The organism is Bradyrhizobium sp. MI1.11, assembly GCF_055811255.1.
On the sequence record NZ_JBVVPM010000004.1, the window covers coordinates 177,674 to 190,826 of the forward strand.

General features: G+C 64.0%; 17 protein-coding genes and 2 tRNA genes. 14 read left to right on the forward strand and 5 right to left on the reverse strand.

What is annotated here, in order from left to right; genetic code table 11:
• Nucleotides 1-498 carry a GAF domain-containing protein gene (locus AC0L30_RS06015; RefSeq protein ID WP_219683782.1) on the reverse strand — a complete coding sequence of 166 codons (498 nt, stop codon included), beginning with the start codon at nucleotides 496-498 and terminating at the stop codon, nucleotides 1-3.
• Nucleotides 495-1,853: an MFS transporter gene (locus tag AC0L30_RS06020; protein WP_473403985.1), complete on the reverse strand. Its 1,359-nt coding sequence runs from the start codon at nucleotides 1,851-1,853 to the stop codon at nucleotides 495-497. Before AC0L30_RS06020 ends, AC0L30_RS06015 begins: the two co-directional genes overlap by 4 nt.
• 107 nt (nucleotides 1,854-1,960) lie before the next feature.
• On the opposite strand from AC0L30_RS06020, the gene AC0L30_RS06025 reads away from it, so the two are divergent.
• Nucleotides 1,961-2,890, forward strand: a complete 930-nt coding sequence (locus AC0L30_RS06025) for a LysR family transcriptional regulator (protein WP_354200927.1) — start codon at nucleotides 1,961-1,963, stop codon at nucleotides 2,888-2,890.
• Between the two features lie 146 nt (nucleotides 2,891-3,036).
• Nucleotides 3,037-4,068: an LLM class flavin-dependent oxidoreductase gene (locus AC0L30_RS06030; RefSeq protein ID WP_473403986.1), complete on the forward strand. Its 1,032-nt coding sequence runs from the start codon at nucleotides 3,037-3,039 to the stop codon at nucleotides 4,066-4,068.
• Nucleotides 4,069-4,179: 111 nt separating this feature from the next.
• Here the strand turns inward: AC0L30_RS06030 and AC0L30_RS06035 are convergent.
• A tRNA-Tyr gene (locus AC0L30_RS06035) sits at nucleotides 4,180-4,265 on the reverse strand.
• Between the two features lie 206 nt (nucleotides 4,266-4,471).
• Between AC0L30_RS06035 and rlmB the strand changes: the two genes are divergently transcribed.
• A complete protein-coding gene (rlmB, locus tag AC0L30_RS06040; protein WP_473403987.1) occupies nucleotides 4,472-5,302 on the forward strand; it encodes a 23S rRNA (guanosine(2251)-2'-O)-methyltransferase RlmB in 831 nt (276 codons plus the stop codon).
• Between the two features lie 61 nt (nucleotides 5,303-5,363).
• Here the strand turns inward: rlmB and AC0L30_RS06045 are convergent, their stop codons facing one another.
• Together AC0L30_RS06045 and AC0L30_RS06050 are read right to left on the reverse strand one after the other, a co-directional pair.
• Nucleotides 5,364-5,897: a hypothetical protein gene (locus tag AC0L30_RS06045; protein ID WP_473403988.1), complete on the reverse strand. Its 534-nt coding sequence runs from the start codon at nucleotides 5,895-5,897 to the stop codon at nucleotides 5,364-5,366.
• A gap of 43 nt (nucleotides 5,898-5,940) precedes the next feature.
• The gene (locus AC0L30_RS06050) at nucleotides 5,941-6,426 is read right to left on the reverse strand and encodes a hypothetical protein (protein ID WP_473403989.1); all 486 of its coding nucleotides are present in this window, start codon (nucleotides 6,424-6,426) and stop codon (nucleotides 5,941-5,943) included.
• Nucleotides 6,427-6,709: 283 nt separating this feature from the next.
• On the opposite strand from AC0L30_RS06050, the gene AC0L30_RS06055 reads away from it, so the two are divergent.
• The 11 genes from AC0L30_RS06055 (at nucleotide 6,710) to AC0L30_RS06105 (ending at nucleotide 13,111) form a co-directional block, all read left to right on the forward strand.
• On the forward strand, nucleotides 6,710-7,210 hold the full coding sequence (locus AC0L30_RS06055) for a hypothetical protein (RefSeq protein WP_473403990.1): 501 nt from the start codon (nucleotides 6,710-6,712) through the stop codon (nucleotides 7,208-7,210).
• Nucleotides 7,211-7,375: 165 nt separating this feature from the next.
• Nucleotides 7,376-7,450 (forward strand) — tRNA-Thr (locus AC0L30_RS06060).
• Between the two features lie 179 nt (nucleotides 7,451-7,629).
• Nucleotides 7,630-8,958, forward strand: coding sequence for a tyrosine-type recombinase/integrase (locus AC0L30_RS06065; RefSeq protein WP_473403991.1), 1,329 nt, complete (start codon nucleotides 7,630-7,632; stop codon nucleotides 8,956-8,958).
• Nucleotides 8,959-9,467: 509 nt separating this feature from the next.
• Nucleotides 9,468-9,689, forward strand: coding sequence for a hypothetical protein (locus tag AC0L30_RS06070; RefSeq protein ID WP_473403992.1), 222 nt, complete (start codon nucleotides 9,468-9,470; stop codon nucleotides 9,687-9,689).
• Nucleotides 9,690-9,825: 136 nt separating this feature from the next.
• Nucleotides 9,826-10,095 (forward strand): DUF6074 family protein, encoded by a 270-nt coding sequence (locus tag AC0L30_RS06075; protein WP_473403993.1) that lies wholly within the window; start codon nucleotides 9,826-9,828, stop codon nucleotides 10,093-10,095.
• Complete coding sequence (locus tag AC0L30_RS06080; protein WP_473403994.1) at nucleotides 10,092-10,430, forward strand: DUF6074 family protein; 339 nt, start codon at nucleotides 10,092-10,094, stop codon at nucleotides 10,428-10,430. Before AC0L30_RS06075 ends, AC0L30_RS06080 begins: the two co-directional genes overlap by 4 nt.
• A 17-nt stretch (nucleotides 10,431-10,447) precedes the next feature.
• On the forward strand, nucleotides 10,448-11,329 hold the full coding sequence (locus tag AC0L30_RS06085) for a hypothetical protein (RefSeq protein ID WP_473403995.1): 882 nt from the start codon (nucleotides 10,448-10,450) through the stop codon (nucleotides 11,327-11,329).
• A gap of 160 nt (nucleotides 11,330-11,489) precedes the next feature.
• Nucleotides 11,490-11,804 carry a hypothetical protein gene (locus AC0L30_RS06090; RefSeq protein WP_473403996.1) on the forward strand — a complete coding sequence of 105 codons (315 nt, stop codon included), beginning with the start codon at nucleotides 11,490-11,492 and terminating at the stop codon, nucleotides 11,802-11,804.
• A 382-nt stretch (nucleotides 11,805-12,186) separates the two neighbouring features.
• Entirely contained in the window at nucleotides 12,187-12,501 is a 315-nt protein-coding gene (locus AC0L30_RS06095) for a hypothetical protein (RefSeq protein ID WP_473403997.1), read from the forward strand.
• Complete coding sequence (locus AC0L30_RS06100; protein ID WP_473403998.1) at nucleotides 12,498-12,803, forward strand: hypothetical protein; 306 nt, start codon at nucleotides 12,498-12,500, stop codon at nucleotides 12,801-12,803. The genes AC0L30_RS06095 and AC0L30_RS06100 overlap by 4 nt, the downstream gene beginning before the upstream one ends.
• A gap of 98 nt (nucleotides 12,804-12,901) precedes the next feature.
• Entirely contained in the window at nucleotides 12,902-13,111 is a 210-nt protein-coding gene (locus AC0L30_RS06105; RefSeq protein WP_354062815.1) for a hypothetical protein, read from the forward strand.
• The last annotated feature ends 42 nt before the right edge of the window (nucleotides 13,112-13,153 follow it).

Genomic DNA, 13,153 nt, shown 5'->3' on the forward strand with positions numbered 1-13,153 from the left:
TCAGGACTGGATGAGCAGCGCGGGCAGAGCGAGCTGGGCGAATGGAAGACACGCAGCGACATCGTCCTCGCCGTACCAGCCTGCTTCATGGAGCAGATTGAGCGAGCCGAGTGTGCGCCCGCGCCAGCGCACGGGCATGTTGAGCACGCTCGCGCAGCCGAGCGAAGCAATCAGCTCGTGATCGGAAAACACCTCGCGCAGATCGTCCCGGGTGCGGCCGATATAGGCCTCGCCGCGGTCCAGCACAGCCTCGGTCCACGGCCCCGGCGCCAGGCGTTTGCGTCCGCCCGCCGGGTAAGGTCCGGGGAGATTGGAATACACCCGCGCTGCTTCCCTCGTGTCGTCGTCATAGGTCAGGATCGTGAACAGCTTGTGGCCGATCGCCGATTTCAAGGCGTCGTCCAGCGCCGAGTACAGGGCATCCGGCTGATCCGCCCTGCCCTGCGCGGCCGCCACGGCGCAGAGCAGCGGATCGGACCGGCGTTTTGTTTCCCTCACGCGACTTCACCCGCCGCAATCTCTTCCAGCGAACGGCCACGCGTCGGCACCCCCATCAGCACCACGGTGAGCGCGCCTAACAGCAGCACGCTTGTGGTGAGGCCGAAGACGCCGGCGAAGCCGAAATTGGGATAGAGATAGCCGACCAGGATCGGCGAGACGATCGCACCGATGCGGCCGATCGCGGAAGCGAGCCCGGCGCCGGTGGTTCTGACCGCCGTCGGAAATACCTCGGCGGTATAGGCATAGACGCCCGCATAGGTGCCGTTCATGAAGAAGGACAGTAGAATTCCCGCCACCATGATGTGCTGGTCGCTCTGCGCGAAGGCGAGGCCGAGCGCGCTTGCGCCGCCAAGCACCATGTAGGAGGCGATGGTCGCCTGCCGGCCGATGCGCTCGTTGAAATACGCGGCACTGAAATAGCCGGGAATCTGCGCGCAATAGATCGCGATCGAATAGGCGAAGCTCTTGGTGATGCTCATGCCGTTCTGGACCAGAAGGCCGGGGATCCAGACGAAGAAGGAATAGTAGCTGAACGTGATCGCAAGCCACATGATCCAGGTCATGATGGTGATGCGCGCCTGGCGGCCGGCGAGGAGCGCGGCGAAATTGGCAAGCAGCGTCCCACCAGTCACGGCAGGCGCCGCGGCTTCGACGACCGGTTGCGGCAGGACATGGCCTTGGCTCGCAAAGCCGGCCTCGATCCTGTCCAGCACGGCTGCGGCTTCCTTCTCCCGGCCCCGGCTTTCCAGCCAGCGCGGCGATTCCGGCAGCGCCCTGCGCCACCACAGCAGCATGACGACCGGCACCGCGGTGATCACAAGAACGATGCGCCAGCCATTCTCATAGGCGGGCACGATGAAATAGCCGAGCAAGGCCGCCGCGACGAAACCGAAGGAGAAGAATCCGGCTAGCGCGCCGGTAAAGCTGCCGCGGTAACGCCGTGCGACGAATTCCGCCAGATAGGGCGCAATGATTGCGCTCTCCGCGCCGGTGCCCATGCCCGCGACCACGCGGGCGGCGAAGAAGAACGACCAGTCGTTCACCGCCGCGCTGACGATGGATGCGACGCAATAGAGCGCCAGCGCCGACATCATCACCGCACGACGGCCAATCAGGTCACCCAGCGTGCCCGCCAGCAGCGCGCCGAACAGGAAGCCGATATAGGTGCTGCTGCCGAGCACGCCGATCTGCACGCTCGACAGATTCCAGATCGTGCGCAACACCGGCAGGATGAACGCCAGCACCGCTGCATCCATCGCGTCGAATGTATAGCCGAGCCCGCCCATCAGCAGCAGATGCTTATGGAAACGCGCGAATGGAAGGCGCTCGATGCGCGCCGAAATCATCGACATGAAAGTCCCCCTCTGTCTGGCGGCCCGGCACTCCGCTCATCCCTGGGGGAACCATAGACAAGGAGATATTATCGTCATAATTTATAATCATGATCTAGTACATCACTGTGGTGAATGTTCTGTCGTTCCGAAAGCTCGACCTCAACCTGCTGAAAGTCTTCGAGGCCCTGATGACCGAGGGCAGCGTCACGCGCGCCGCCAACGCGCTTCTGATGACGCAGCCGGCGGTCAGCAACGCGCTCGCACGCCTGCGGGACGCGCTCGGCGATCCCCTGTTCGTCAGGTCCGGCACCGGCATCCGTCCGACCCAACGCGCCGTGGTGCTGTGGGAGCCGATCGGCGAAGCGCTCGAAACCGTCCGCGGCGCGCTCGACGAGCAGGTGTTCGACCCGCACCGTGCGCAGACAGAGTTCAGCCTGTCGATGTCGGATTACGTCGCCTCGCTGGTGATGCCGAACCTGCTGAACCATTTCGGCAAGGTCGCGCCCAAGGCGCGAATCCACACCGTTCCCAACACCGTCGTGGAGATCGCCGACCAGCTCGAAGACAATCGCGTTGATTGCGTGCTCAGCGTCTATGTCAACGAGGCGCAGCAGCCGGCCGCCATCCGCTCGCGCTCGCTGTGGACCGTCGACTACGCCTGCTTCATGCGGCGTGGCCATCCGCTCGCGGCGATGAAGCGGCTGAGCACGCGCAGCTTCCTCAACGCGGGGCATGTCGATGTGAGCCTCGCCGGCAAGACCTTGCCGTCCTACGACCTCTTCCTCGCCTCGCGCGGGCTATCGCGCAACCTGGTCGCGACCGTCAATCACTACAGCGCCGCCTACGAGGTGGTGCGCCAGTCCGACCTGATTGCGGTGCTGCCGAGCGATTTGCGCTCGCAATCCCGGCACGCGCCGTTCCTGCACGCCATGCCGCTTCCGCTCAAGGCGCCGCCGCGCATCGTCAGCCTGTTCTGGCACCAGCGCAACGACACCGTGCCGGCGCAGCGCTGGCTGCGCGAGACCCTGGTCGAGATGTTCGCCAGGTCCGACTGAAGCCGCGGCCCCCCCGACACCAAGAAGAAAGGGAAACAATGGGTTTCTCGAAGCAGCATTGTGTTCCAGTCCCTGCTGCTTAGCTCCAGCAGGCAATCCCCTCCCCAGTGACGGGTGCGCAAGCCGCGCCCGCAGAGATCTCATCAATGACCGCACCGCTCGAATTCGGACTGGACACCTTTGGCGACGTCACCAGGGACGCCTCCGGCGCGATGCTTCCGCACGCGCAGGTGATCCGCAACGTCGTCGACGAAGCGGTGCTGGCCGACGAGCTCGGCCTCGACTTCATCGGCCTCGGCGAACATCACCGCGCCGACTTCGCGATCTCCTCCCCCGAGACTGTACTGGCCGCCATCGCGTCGCGGACCAGGCGCATTCATCTCGGCTCGGCCGTGACGGTGCTGAGCTCGGATGATCCGATCCGCGTCTTCCAGCGCTTTGCCACGCTGGACGCGCTCTCGAACGGGCGCGCCGAGGTGATCCTCGGCCGCGGCTCATTCACCGAATCCTTTCCGCTGTTCGGTTTCGACCTGCGGGCTTACGAAGCGCTGTTCGAAGAGAAGCTCGATCTGTTCGCAGCGCTGCTGTCGCAGAAGCCGGTGACCTGGGAAGGCAAGCTGCGTCCGCCGCTCAAGGGACAGCTGGTCTATCCCCCGGTCGCGAACGGCACGCTCAAGACCTGGATCGGCGTCGGCGGCAGTCCGCAATCGGTGGTGCGCGCCGCGCATTACGACCTGCCCTTGATGCTCGCGATCATCGGCGGCGATCCCGCGCGCTTCGCGCCCTTCGTCGATCTCTATCACCGCGCGTTCAGGGAGTTCGGCCGCCCGGCCCAGCCGATCGGCGTGCATTCGCCCGGCTATGTCGCCGAGACCGACGAACAGGCGCGCGAGGAGCTGTGGCCCGACTACAAGGCGATGCGCGACCGCATCGGCAAGGAACGCGGCTGGCCACCGATGGGCCGCGACGAGTTCGTCAATGAGGCCGAGCACGGTTCGCTCTATGTCGGCTCGCCGGAGACGGTCGCGCGCAAGATCGCCAAGACCGCCAAGGCACTCGGCATTTCGCGGTTTCAGCTGAAGTATTCAGCGGGCCCGCTGCCGCATGGGAAGCTGATGAAGAGCATTGAGCTCTACGGCCGGAAGGTGGTGCCGATGGTGCGCGAGATGATGGGGTAAGGCGATCGGATCCGCTCAATCCGTCTTCGCCCTACGGGCTTCGCCGGACACCACGCTCCGTCCTTCGCGCATCACGTTGGCTGCGCCACGCGAAGCCCGAAGGGCGAAGCGTGGTGGGGGAGGCAGGACTCGAACCTGCGAAGCCATAAGGCGGCTGATTTACAGTCAGCTCCCTTTGCCACTCGGGACACTCCCCCGCTCGACGGCAGCACAATCGGGCCGGACCTTGCCGGCGACCGAAGACGGCCATGGAACGTGAAGGCCGCGACAGCCCGGATGGGGGCGCGACCGGGCGCGGTTATCGGCGAAGCGATGGGGTAAAGTCAACCGAGGCGAACAGCTAAAATCGCCCCCGACACCACCCAAATTGCCATATTCCGGGACCCGTGACACAAGCGAGCCCATGAAGGATCGAAAATTCAACCCGAGGGGCCCCCGCGGCGGGTCTAAGCCCTTCAACAGGCCCGGAAAATCGGCCGGTCGCCCGGCCCGGCGCGATCGCGATTCGGACACCGACGGTCCCGTCATCCTCTATGGCTGGCACACCGTCACCATGGCGCTCGCCAACCCCCAGCGGCAGATCCGCAAGCTGACGCTGACCGAGAATGCCGCAAGGCGTCTGGCGGACGAGAACATCGCAACCCGCATCACGCCCGAGATCGTCCGGCCCCAGGAGATCGACCGCCTGCTGTCGCCCGACGCCGTGCACCAGGGCCTGCTCGCCGAGGCCAATCCCCTGCCCTCTCCCGACATCGAGGATTTGGAGCAGGACGGCATCGTGCTGGTGCTCGACCAGATCACCGATCCGCACAATGTCGGCGCCATCCTGCGCTCGGCTGCGGCGTTCGCCGTGAAGGCGATCGTCACCACCGCGCGCCACAGTCCGGAAGCGACCGGCGTGCTGGCCAAGGCCGCCTCCGGCGCGCTGGAGCTGGTGCCGATGGTGACGGTGCAAAACCTCGCCCGCGCACTGACCACGCTGAACGAGCTCGGCTTCCAGACCGTCGGACTGGACAGTGAAGGCAGCGCGGATCTCTCCGAGGTCACCCTGCGCGAGCCGCTCGCCCTGGTGCTGGGTGCCGAAGGCAAGGGCCTGCGGCAATTGACGCGCGAGACCTGCAGCGTCGTGGCGCGGCTCGACATGCCCGGCGAGATCAAGAGCCTCAACGTCTCGAATGCCGCCGTGCTCTCGCTCTATGTCGGCGCCAGCCGGCTCGGGCTGATGAAGCGGTAACAAAACAAAACGCCCCTCCGCATCGCGGACGGGCGTCTCGTTGGTTTAACCGATCAAGCGATCAGTAATAGCGACGCAGCACGCGGTGGCCGCCGTAGTACGGCGCATGCCGCGGGGCGTAGCCGTAGCGCGGACCGTAGCCGTAGTGCGTGCGCGGCAGATAGCCGGCGCGCGGGCCGTAGCCGTAGCGATACGGACGATAATACGGGCGGCGGTAGGGATAGGCGGCCGGCGCTTCGACCGCGGCGGCGCGATAACCATAGCCGTGCCCATAGCCACGGCCGTAGCCGTAATTGGCGGGCGCAACCACCGCGTCTTCACGGTAGGTCGGATACGGCGCAAAGGCGCCCGGGCCGGTGTAGGTCGGGCCCTGGTTGACGTGATAATACTGCGTGGTGGGCTCGGCGAGACGCTCATAGGCGCCGTAGCCGTAGCCGTAGCCGTAGCCGGCCCCATAACCGCCACAGCCGCTGTTGCAGCCGGAATAGACCGGCGCAACCGGCTGGCACGGATCGAAGCCGCAGGCCGCGGCGGGCGCAGCCCCGATGAACATCACGGCAGCCGCCGCGACCAGTCCCGAAATCATCTGACGCATTACTCTCTCCTGTTGATTTCCGTTTTTTGGATTTTGTCGTTTCTTAACCCGGCGGTCTGCCGGGCATCTCTGTACGCGGCCGCGGCCGAGGACGCCGCGGATAGTCGTTGATCTCAGGCGCGAGGATCACCGGCGGCGGATTGACGGGCACGTCCATCTGCGGCGGCAGCGGCGCCGATTGCGCGCCCCAGCTCTGGTGATAGCTCTCGGCGGGCTTGGGCATTTTGCGGTTCGCGGGCGGCTCGACCTCGAGCCGGCCATAGCCGGGCCGCAGGCCCAGCGTCGGGTAATAATGGCCGACGTCCTCAGGCTGGCGCTCGGCGATATAGCGGCCGCCATAGATCGTGGGCTGCACCTGCACGTTCTTCCCCAGGCCCCAGGTCCCCTCGATCACGGCATAGGACGCGTCGATGTTGTTGATGATGATGGGCACGCCGGGGCGACCGGGAACGACGATATCGAAGCCGCCGCCGGCAAACGCCGACGCGGGCAGTCCGATCAGAAAGGCGGCGAGCGCAGATGCGCGCATGAGGGGATCCCATTTATCCGGCGACAACCTACCCGATGGCGACGCAGAGAGGGTTAAGGCCCTCTCACCAATTGCCGGTAAGCCTAATGTGTAAGGATTGCGCGCCGCTCAAATGCGCCAAAGCGAACTAGCGAAGCATTAACGCCGCCGGACCCTGCAGTCCGGAACCATCGCGCGTGCTCACTTCCGTTTGACTGCCGCTCACGAAAATCCGCCGGTTTCAGCGGAACGTCCGGCGTCTTCGGCGTTTAGCCCCCGTCAACAAAACGGGAGCCAAACAATCATGAACGTCAAACTTCTCGGAGCCACGGCGATTGCGGCGACCCTCGTGACGGGCTCTGCCATGGCGCAGGCCGTGATCACCAATCCCGGCCGCTGCGCGGCGCAATTCCCCAACGCCAACTGCCAGAACGTCGGACCGGGAAATCCGTACACCGACAGCGGCTATCGGCACCGTCGCGTGTCCTATCGCCAGACCAACAACGGCGACTGGAATAACGACTGGAGCAGGAGCCGCACCGGCTTCTGGCCGACCGACGTCGCCGCCGGCGCGGTCGGAACAGCCGCTGGCGTGGCCGGCGCAGCCATCGGGACTGCAGGCGCAATCGCAACCGCCCCGTTCCGTGCCACGAACGACGCCTACGCCTACGACAATGGCTGGAATAACCCCGGCTGGGACAATCGCGGTTGGGACACCCGCACCTACGCCCAGCGCAACGGCTTCGTCTGCACGCCCGGCACCTGGTTCAAGGGCGAAGACGGCCGCCGGCACATCTGCCAATAAGGCGATTTAACCGAACGCGACAGATCAGGCGGCCTTCGGGCCGCCTGATTCATGTCTGCATCGGGCATCGCGGGTTCTGGCACTTTCCGGTCAAGTCTGGTATTGCGGCGCGCACGGGCGGACGGCTCCGGCGTATGCTGGTCCCTGCCCGCTTCTCCAGGCGTCGCCGGCTTAGCTCAGCGGTAGAGCAGCGGTTTTGTAAACCGAAGGTCGGGGGTTCAATCCCCTCAGCCGGCACCATTTGACTATTCCCCATCGTTCGCTAGTCTCCGCTTCGGCCACAGAAATCGCTGAAATATAGGGGTTTCCTGTGCGTCACCATTCGCTTCCCTCCGCCTCCTTCCGCTAATTCTGTTGGTACGGCCGTTGGTAGGGGCCCGAGCGAGTGTTGGTACGGAGCCTTTAGCGAGGGACGATCCATGCCTTTGACCGATGCAGCCTGTCGCGCAGCCAAGAAAGCGGAGAGGCCGTACAAACTTAGCGATAGCGGCGGCCTATATTTGCTTGTCGAAACGAGCGGATCGCGGCTGTGGCGGCAAGCATACCGGTTCGGCGGCAAACAAAAGCTGATCGCGTTGGGCGCCTATCCCGCGGTCACCCTCGCCGACGCCCGGATCGCGCGGGATGCAAACAAGGCCCTTCTGGCGAAGGGCGTAGACCCGTCGGATAAACGGAAGGCCGACAAGATCGCGGCGTCTGCGGCGCATCTGACGACGTTCGACGCGGTGGCTGATGCGTGGCTGGCCAAGCAGCGCGAGACGTCAAAGAGCGCGACCACCCTAGACAAGCTGACTTGGATAATTGACCTAGTCCGGACGCAAATCGGTCAGCTTCAGATCGCCGCCATCACGTCGTCAGACGTGCTGGCGGCGCTTCGTAAAGTGGAGGCGGCCGGCCGGCATGGAAAGAACCGGTACGAAACGACGAAGCGATGCCGGGCGACCCTTAGCCGCGTCTTCTCGTATGCGGTCGCGGAAGGCCTGCGGGAATTCGACCCCGCCGCGGCTTTCGCAAAGTCCGGCCACCTAACACCGCCCCCAACCAGAAGCTATGCCGCCATCGTCGACCCAAAGGCGTTTGGCGCCCTACTCCGCGCGATCGACGGCTACGACGGCACCAAGGAAACGAGGCTTGCCCTGCAACTTCTCGCCCTAACCGCGCTGCGTCCCGGTGAACTGCGGCAATTGCGATGGGGTTGGGTGGCGGAAGATATCAAGCAACCCGCCATCACCCTCCCGCCGGAAATCATGAAGATGCGGCGCGAACACGAGGTGCCGCTATCCCGACAGGCGATCGCTATTGTCGCAGAACTGCGCGAAATAACAGGATGGTCGTCGATCCACGCCGCGGCGGGCGCCGATTACGTGTTCCCCAACGCGCAGCCTCGCCGCTTGATCGGCAAGGATGGTATGCCGTCGAAGCGACCCGCGTTGCGGCCGATGTCCGAAGGCGCGCTGGGGTCTGCTCTGCGCCGGCTTGGGTATTCGAGCGACGCCCACGTCCCGCACGGCTTCCGGTCGTCCTTCTCGACGCTCGCGAATACATCGCGGTTGTTCGATGCCGACATCATCGAAGCGGCACTGGCCCACAGCGACGGAAACCAAATTCGCAGCATTTACAACCGTGCAACGTACGATGCGGACCGAACCCGCCTCGCTCAATGGTGGGCTGACTATCTGGACGACCTGCGCAAGTCTGGCGCCGTCGTGCCGATTGCGAAGGCGCGCCGATCGCGCTCGGTTTCCTAGCCACCCCGTAGCGACTGCAAACGTCCATAGTATCGACCTTTGCCGCCTGCATGTTCCAGCGAGAACTCTTCACGCTGGACACGCGACCTTCCCGGCATTTGATCTTGCGACGCCGGCAGAACTGTTCCGTTCCCATCCGGTTCCGGTCACTTGTGGACCATGGTAAGCGACGTAGCTCCGACGTCGGCGGCTGTGCAGCAGCTTCTTGAAAACTTGAAGACCCTCCCTCGGTTATCAACTGCGTCACATGATGCAGCTGGCCGTTTGGCGCGCAACAGACGACCACGTCCCGCGCACGCTTTGCAGTGATTTGCGCGATTTTCTTAAAACCACCGGTAGAACGCCCGGAATTAGCAGTTTTTTCCACAGGCCGCCGATCGACAATTTGCTTAACGCATCAAGAGCATCACCCCGAGTTCTTTAGTATTTTAGTTTCGCCTACGTTGACGAACGTCTGCGCCGTCACGGACTGTCGCGATTACAGACGAACAAAACGCAAGGACACTCAGATGCGGACCGGCGATATGACACTTCTCGACATGATCAAGATTTACGATCTGCCGCCCAACGTATCTGTGAACGACTTTTGCAAGGTCGCCGGCATCGGTCACACTCGGTTCTACGAACTAGCGAAAGACGGCGCGATCCGCGTTCGAAAGAACGGACGCTATACGACGGTACCGGTCGAAGACCTTTTTCAGCTTCTGCGCGGCGATCAGGCTGCCGCCTGATCTCTCCATTTGCTCCGGCGGACGCGACAGCCGCCGGCGCTTTGGCGCCCCCCGAATGTACGGCAGCGCCACCGGCGGCGCATTGCGTTTCTGTCCGCAACGCGCCGCCAATCAGTCCAACAGCTGAGGTTCGACCATGAAGCCTGAAGCCGTTCCCTCCGCGCAGGTCTGTGTTTTCCCGCCGGCGCGGCACAAAAAGATCGTGGCGTTCATCGTTCGCGACATGCGGAAGAGACGTTCGGCCGATGCCGCTGAGAAATATCTGATCGACCATCTGGACCTTGAATGGAGCCGCCTTTCCGATCTGGGCGTGGCCGAAGCCGAAATCGAATTGCATTGCCGCGCCTTCGCTGTGGCCGCTTGGACAGCCTATTTCAAGGATGGGGAAGCGCGGGGGATCGCATGACGAAGAAGTCCGCGGTCCTCAGTGTCGTCCGCGATGTCCGGCGCTCCGTTGCGCCAGTGGGTCCAGCTTCCGGACACGCGGTGGTCACAGGATCGTCCGCGAAGGTGAGCCTTCTGCCGGGCCGCTTTCGTGGCGCAGAATACGTGAAGCGTCACGTCGCATTCGTGGTCGGGTTAGACGCTGAACGCGGCGAACAGCACGTTCAGAGAAACCTAGACGCCATCCGCCGCCGCTTGGCCGAAATCGGCGTGGACCGCGATGACGCGGATCGCGAGGTTCGCACCATCGAAGCGGCTGTCCGCCGCGAAATCTGGCAGCAGGTTCTGTTGCCCTAACCCTGAGGTAAATCCACATGCACGCGCTAAGGGGCGCGGCCTTCAAGGTTGAAGGCCCGCCCGAAAACGGAGACGCCGCCCCGACGGCTAATCGGGACGGCGCTGACCACCGAAAAAACAAGAAGCCGCTGGGCAGCGCTTCCACTTCCGACAGATACGAACCGCGATCTGCGCCGTCAACCGGTAAAGAACCCGGTCCAAGAAAAAAACCGCTGAAGCAGACCGTCGACGACAGGTTCGCGGACGAAACGCCGGCGAAGCAAGCGCGTCATTGGGAGATAGCGCTTCATTACGACGGCCGCTTCGCTTGGGATGACCGCGACGATCCGGGTCGACGGAAGCCGACAGCGAAGCAAAACCGCCGGATGCGCGATGTCGAAGCCTTCTTCGAACATCGCTACCGCGGCCGTCAGCTGCCCGATGATGACAGTGGCCGCGCCGACCTATTGATTGGCGCCCATCACGTCTATCATTATGGCGACCCGGATCGAAAAATCCGGTCATGGGCGTTCCAATGGGCGCCGTGGTTTCTAGAAGACGAACTGGCCGAACTGATCGAACGGGTCTGTAAACGGCCGCTGAAGTGGAAGGCGGACACGCTCGGCAGGAAGCTGCGCGCGACCCGTGACGAAATCGCCAGCCTTGGCATAGTGACGTTCGGCGCATTCGACGACAGCACACGCAAGCGAGCAAAGCGGCGGCAGAAGCGGAAGAACGATCGTCGACAGGCGCGCCGGCTTGCCGCCGGCGCTACGCCTCGAACCGCTTCGAAGGCGCGGGTGAAACCGTGGAAAGCTTTGGGGATAAGTCGGTCGACTTGGTATCGCCGCCGGACCGCGCCCATCGTCGACGGCGCCCCTGTTGACTGCCAGTTCCCCCGTCCGGAGTTGGCTTCGTGAGACAGTTTGAGACGATTTTGGCACCCACTAGATATCTTCGATATTGCTGGGTGCTGCCGCTGTCTCAGGTCGGGTTCTGCGAGAGGGGCCGGCGCACGCCGGTCCCCGGCTTGCACCGCCATGACCTCCCAAACCCATCCTGCGCGACAGGGAGACCGTCATGATCCCCGATGGCATTGAACTATTGCAGTTCCGTCAGCGCCGCACCGCCTCCGGTGACCATTATTTCACGACCCAGATCGGCAGCGCGTTTGTCGTCATGTGCCGCGACCCCATCGAGCGCGACCTATGGCGTGCGATCGCCTGTGACCCTTCCCGGGCCGGCTCTCGCAACGAAGCACCGGCGCCGGCGCGCCTGCCGGCGCGACCGGCTGATCACGGCGATGTTGACGAAGGCGACTTCGACGAAGGCGATGACGACGGCATGGATAACCTGCCGGCAGACCTGTTGGAGACAATGAAAGGGAAACGATGACGGACGATCAGACCGACTGGCACACCGACGAATGGCCGCAACCGGCGCCGATCGCGCCTATCAGCAGAGGAAGGCCGCGCAAGTTAGAACGGCAGCGCGACGACAGGCAACAGGACGGGAGCTCTACCGGTGCGGAGCAGGATGCATGTGCGCAGGGCGAGTAGGACGCGCGCTGATGCGCGCTCCCGTAAGCGCGTACATGGGTAGCGGGCAGGTCCGCCCATCCAGCTGCCCGCCCTTCCGCTTTGGACGGCGACCCCTCTAAAAAAACGTCAAGGGACCGTACGGCAGGCATGGCGATGGCGCGGCACGAAGCGCCCCAATCTTTGAGTATGTCCGAGTTTTTGAGATTTCCGGTTTCCTTCCCGGTTGAGGTTCAGAAATGCCTGCAAACGCCCGCTTCCGGCTCCCGATCGGCGTGATCGAGGTTGCACCGCGTATCGGCCTGCGCGCGGCGATCCCGCGCGCGCTGCGGAGGCACGGCCCGATGACGTCGCTTGAACTCGCTAACCTCACCTACTGGCAGAGGAGCCCGCGGAACGGTCGGGTGGCAGCGCGTTGGTGGGCGAATGCTTCCCAGAAATCGGCGACCCGCCGGGCAATCGCCCGGCTGAAGCGCGATGGCGCGGTGAAGATCGCCGGCCGGCGCGGACGGCGGCTGCTCTACACGGTCAATCGGCGGGAGCATTCCCGGTGATGGATGCCGCGGAAGTCGAAGCGACTGTATTAGCGCTGCGGACGATCGCGGATCGTCTGGCGGACGTGCCGCCGGGCGTGACGCGTTGCATGCCGGTGAAAGACGCCGCTTACATCGCCGCGATCAGCGAGGCGCAGATGCGTCGTCGATGCGAGCAGAACGTGTTTGGCATCCATACGGGCGGGTACGGCCGAAAAATCGGCGCGCGCTGGTGGGTGGTGATCGCTCCCTTCATTGTCACCCTACCCGTCGGGGCGCTTTACCGTGTCAATAAGCTCAATCGCGCGCGGATGCGCGATTGAGAGACTAAAACGCGCGCAAACGCGCGGCGCCTTGATTGCCGACGGAAGCCGAAGCAGTGATCATCCGAGTTGTACAGCCTACAACTTGGAGAGCCTCAATGGCTTCGTGGAAAACCCTGACGCGCTCGGACGGCGCGACGATTTATGTCCAACTTGCTCAGATCGCGAAGGTTGAACCCGCGTCATCGGGCACTGGCTCCCGACTGACGCTGATCGGCGTCGCCAACGAAGGCGGGAGCGGCGCGACCATCGCCGTGACGCAAACGCCAGCCCAGGTCCTCGGGTCTCCCGAAACGATCGTGGCGTAAACCCGGCGCTCACGGGCGGCTTCCTAGCCGCCCGATAACGAC

Bases quoted from the DNA above. Each gene is read 5' to 3' on its own strand.
- AC0L30_RS06020 (WP_473403985.1), bottom strand. From the start codon at position 1,853: ATGTCGATGATTTCGGCGCGCATCGAGCGCCTTCCATTCGCGCGTTTC.
- AC0L30_RS06030 (WP_473403986.1), top strand. From the start codon at position 3,037: ATGACCGCACCGCTCGAATTCGGACTGGACACCTTTGGCGACGTCACC.
- rlmB (WP_473403987.1), top strand. From the start codon at position 4,472: ATGAAGGATCGAAAATTCAACCCGAGGGGCCCCCGCGGCGGGTCTAAG.
- AC0L30_RS06045 (WP_473403988.1), bottom strand. From the start codon at position 5,897: ATGCGTCAGATGATTTCGGGACTGGTCGCGGCGGCTGCCGTGATGTTC.
- AC0L30_RS06050 (WP_473403989.1), bottom strand. From the start codon at position 6,426: ATGCGCGCATCTGCGCTCGCCGCCTTTCTGATCGGACTGCCCGCGTCG.
- AC0L30_RS06055 (WP_473403990.1), top strand. From the start codon at position 6,710: ATGAACGTCAAACTTCTCGGAGCCACGGCGATTGCGGCGACCCTCGTG.
- AC0L30_RS06065 (WP_473403991.1), top strand. From the start codon at position 7,630: ATGCCTTTGACCGATGCAGCCTGTCGCGCAGCCAAGAAAGCGGAGAGG.
- AC0L30_RS06070 (WP_473403992.1), top strand. From the start codon at position 9,468: ATGCGGACCGGCGATATGACACTTCTCGACATGATCAAGATTTACGAT.
- AC0L30_RS06075 (WP_473403993.1), top strand. From the start codon at position 9,826: ATGAAGCCTGAAGCCGTTCCCTCCGCGCAGGTCTGTGTTTTCCCGCCG.
- AC0L30_RS06080 (WP_473403994.1), top strand. From the start codon at position 10,092: ATGACGAAGAAGTCCGCGGTCCTCAGTGTCGTCCGCGATGTCCGGCGC.
- AC0L30_RS06085 (WP_473403995.1), top strand. From the start codon at position 10,448: ATGCACGCGCTAAGGGGCGCGGCCTTCAAGGTTGAAGGCCCGCCCGAA.
- AC0L30_RS06090 (WP_473403996.1), top strand. From the start codon at position 11,490: ATGATCCCCGATGGCATTGAACTATTGCAGTTCCGTCAGCGCCGCACC.
- AC0L30_RS06095 (WP_473403997.1), top strand. From the start codon at position 12,187: ATGCCTGCAAACGCCCGCTTCCGGCTCCCGATCGGCGTGATCGAGGTT.
- AC0L30_RS06105 (WP_354062815.1), top strand. From the start codon at position 12,902: ATGGCTTCGTGGAAAACCCTGACGCGCTCGGACGGCGCGACGATTTAT.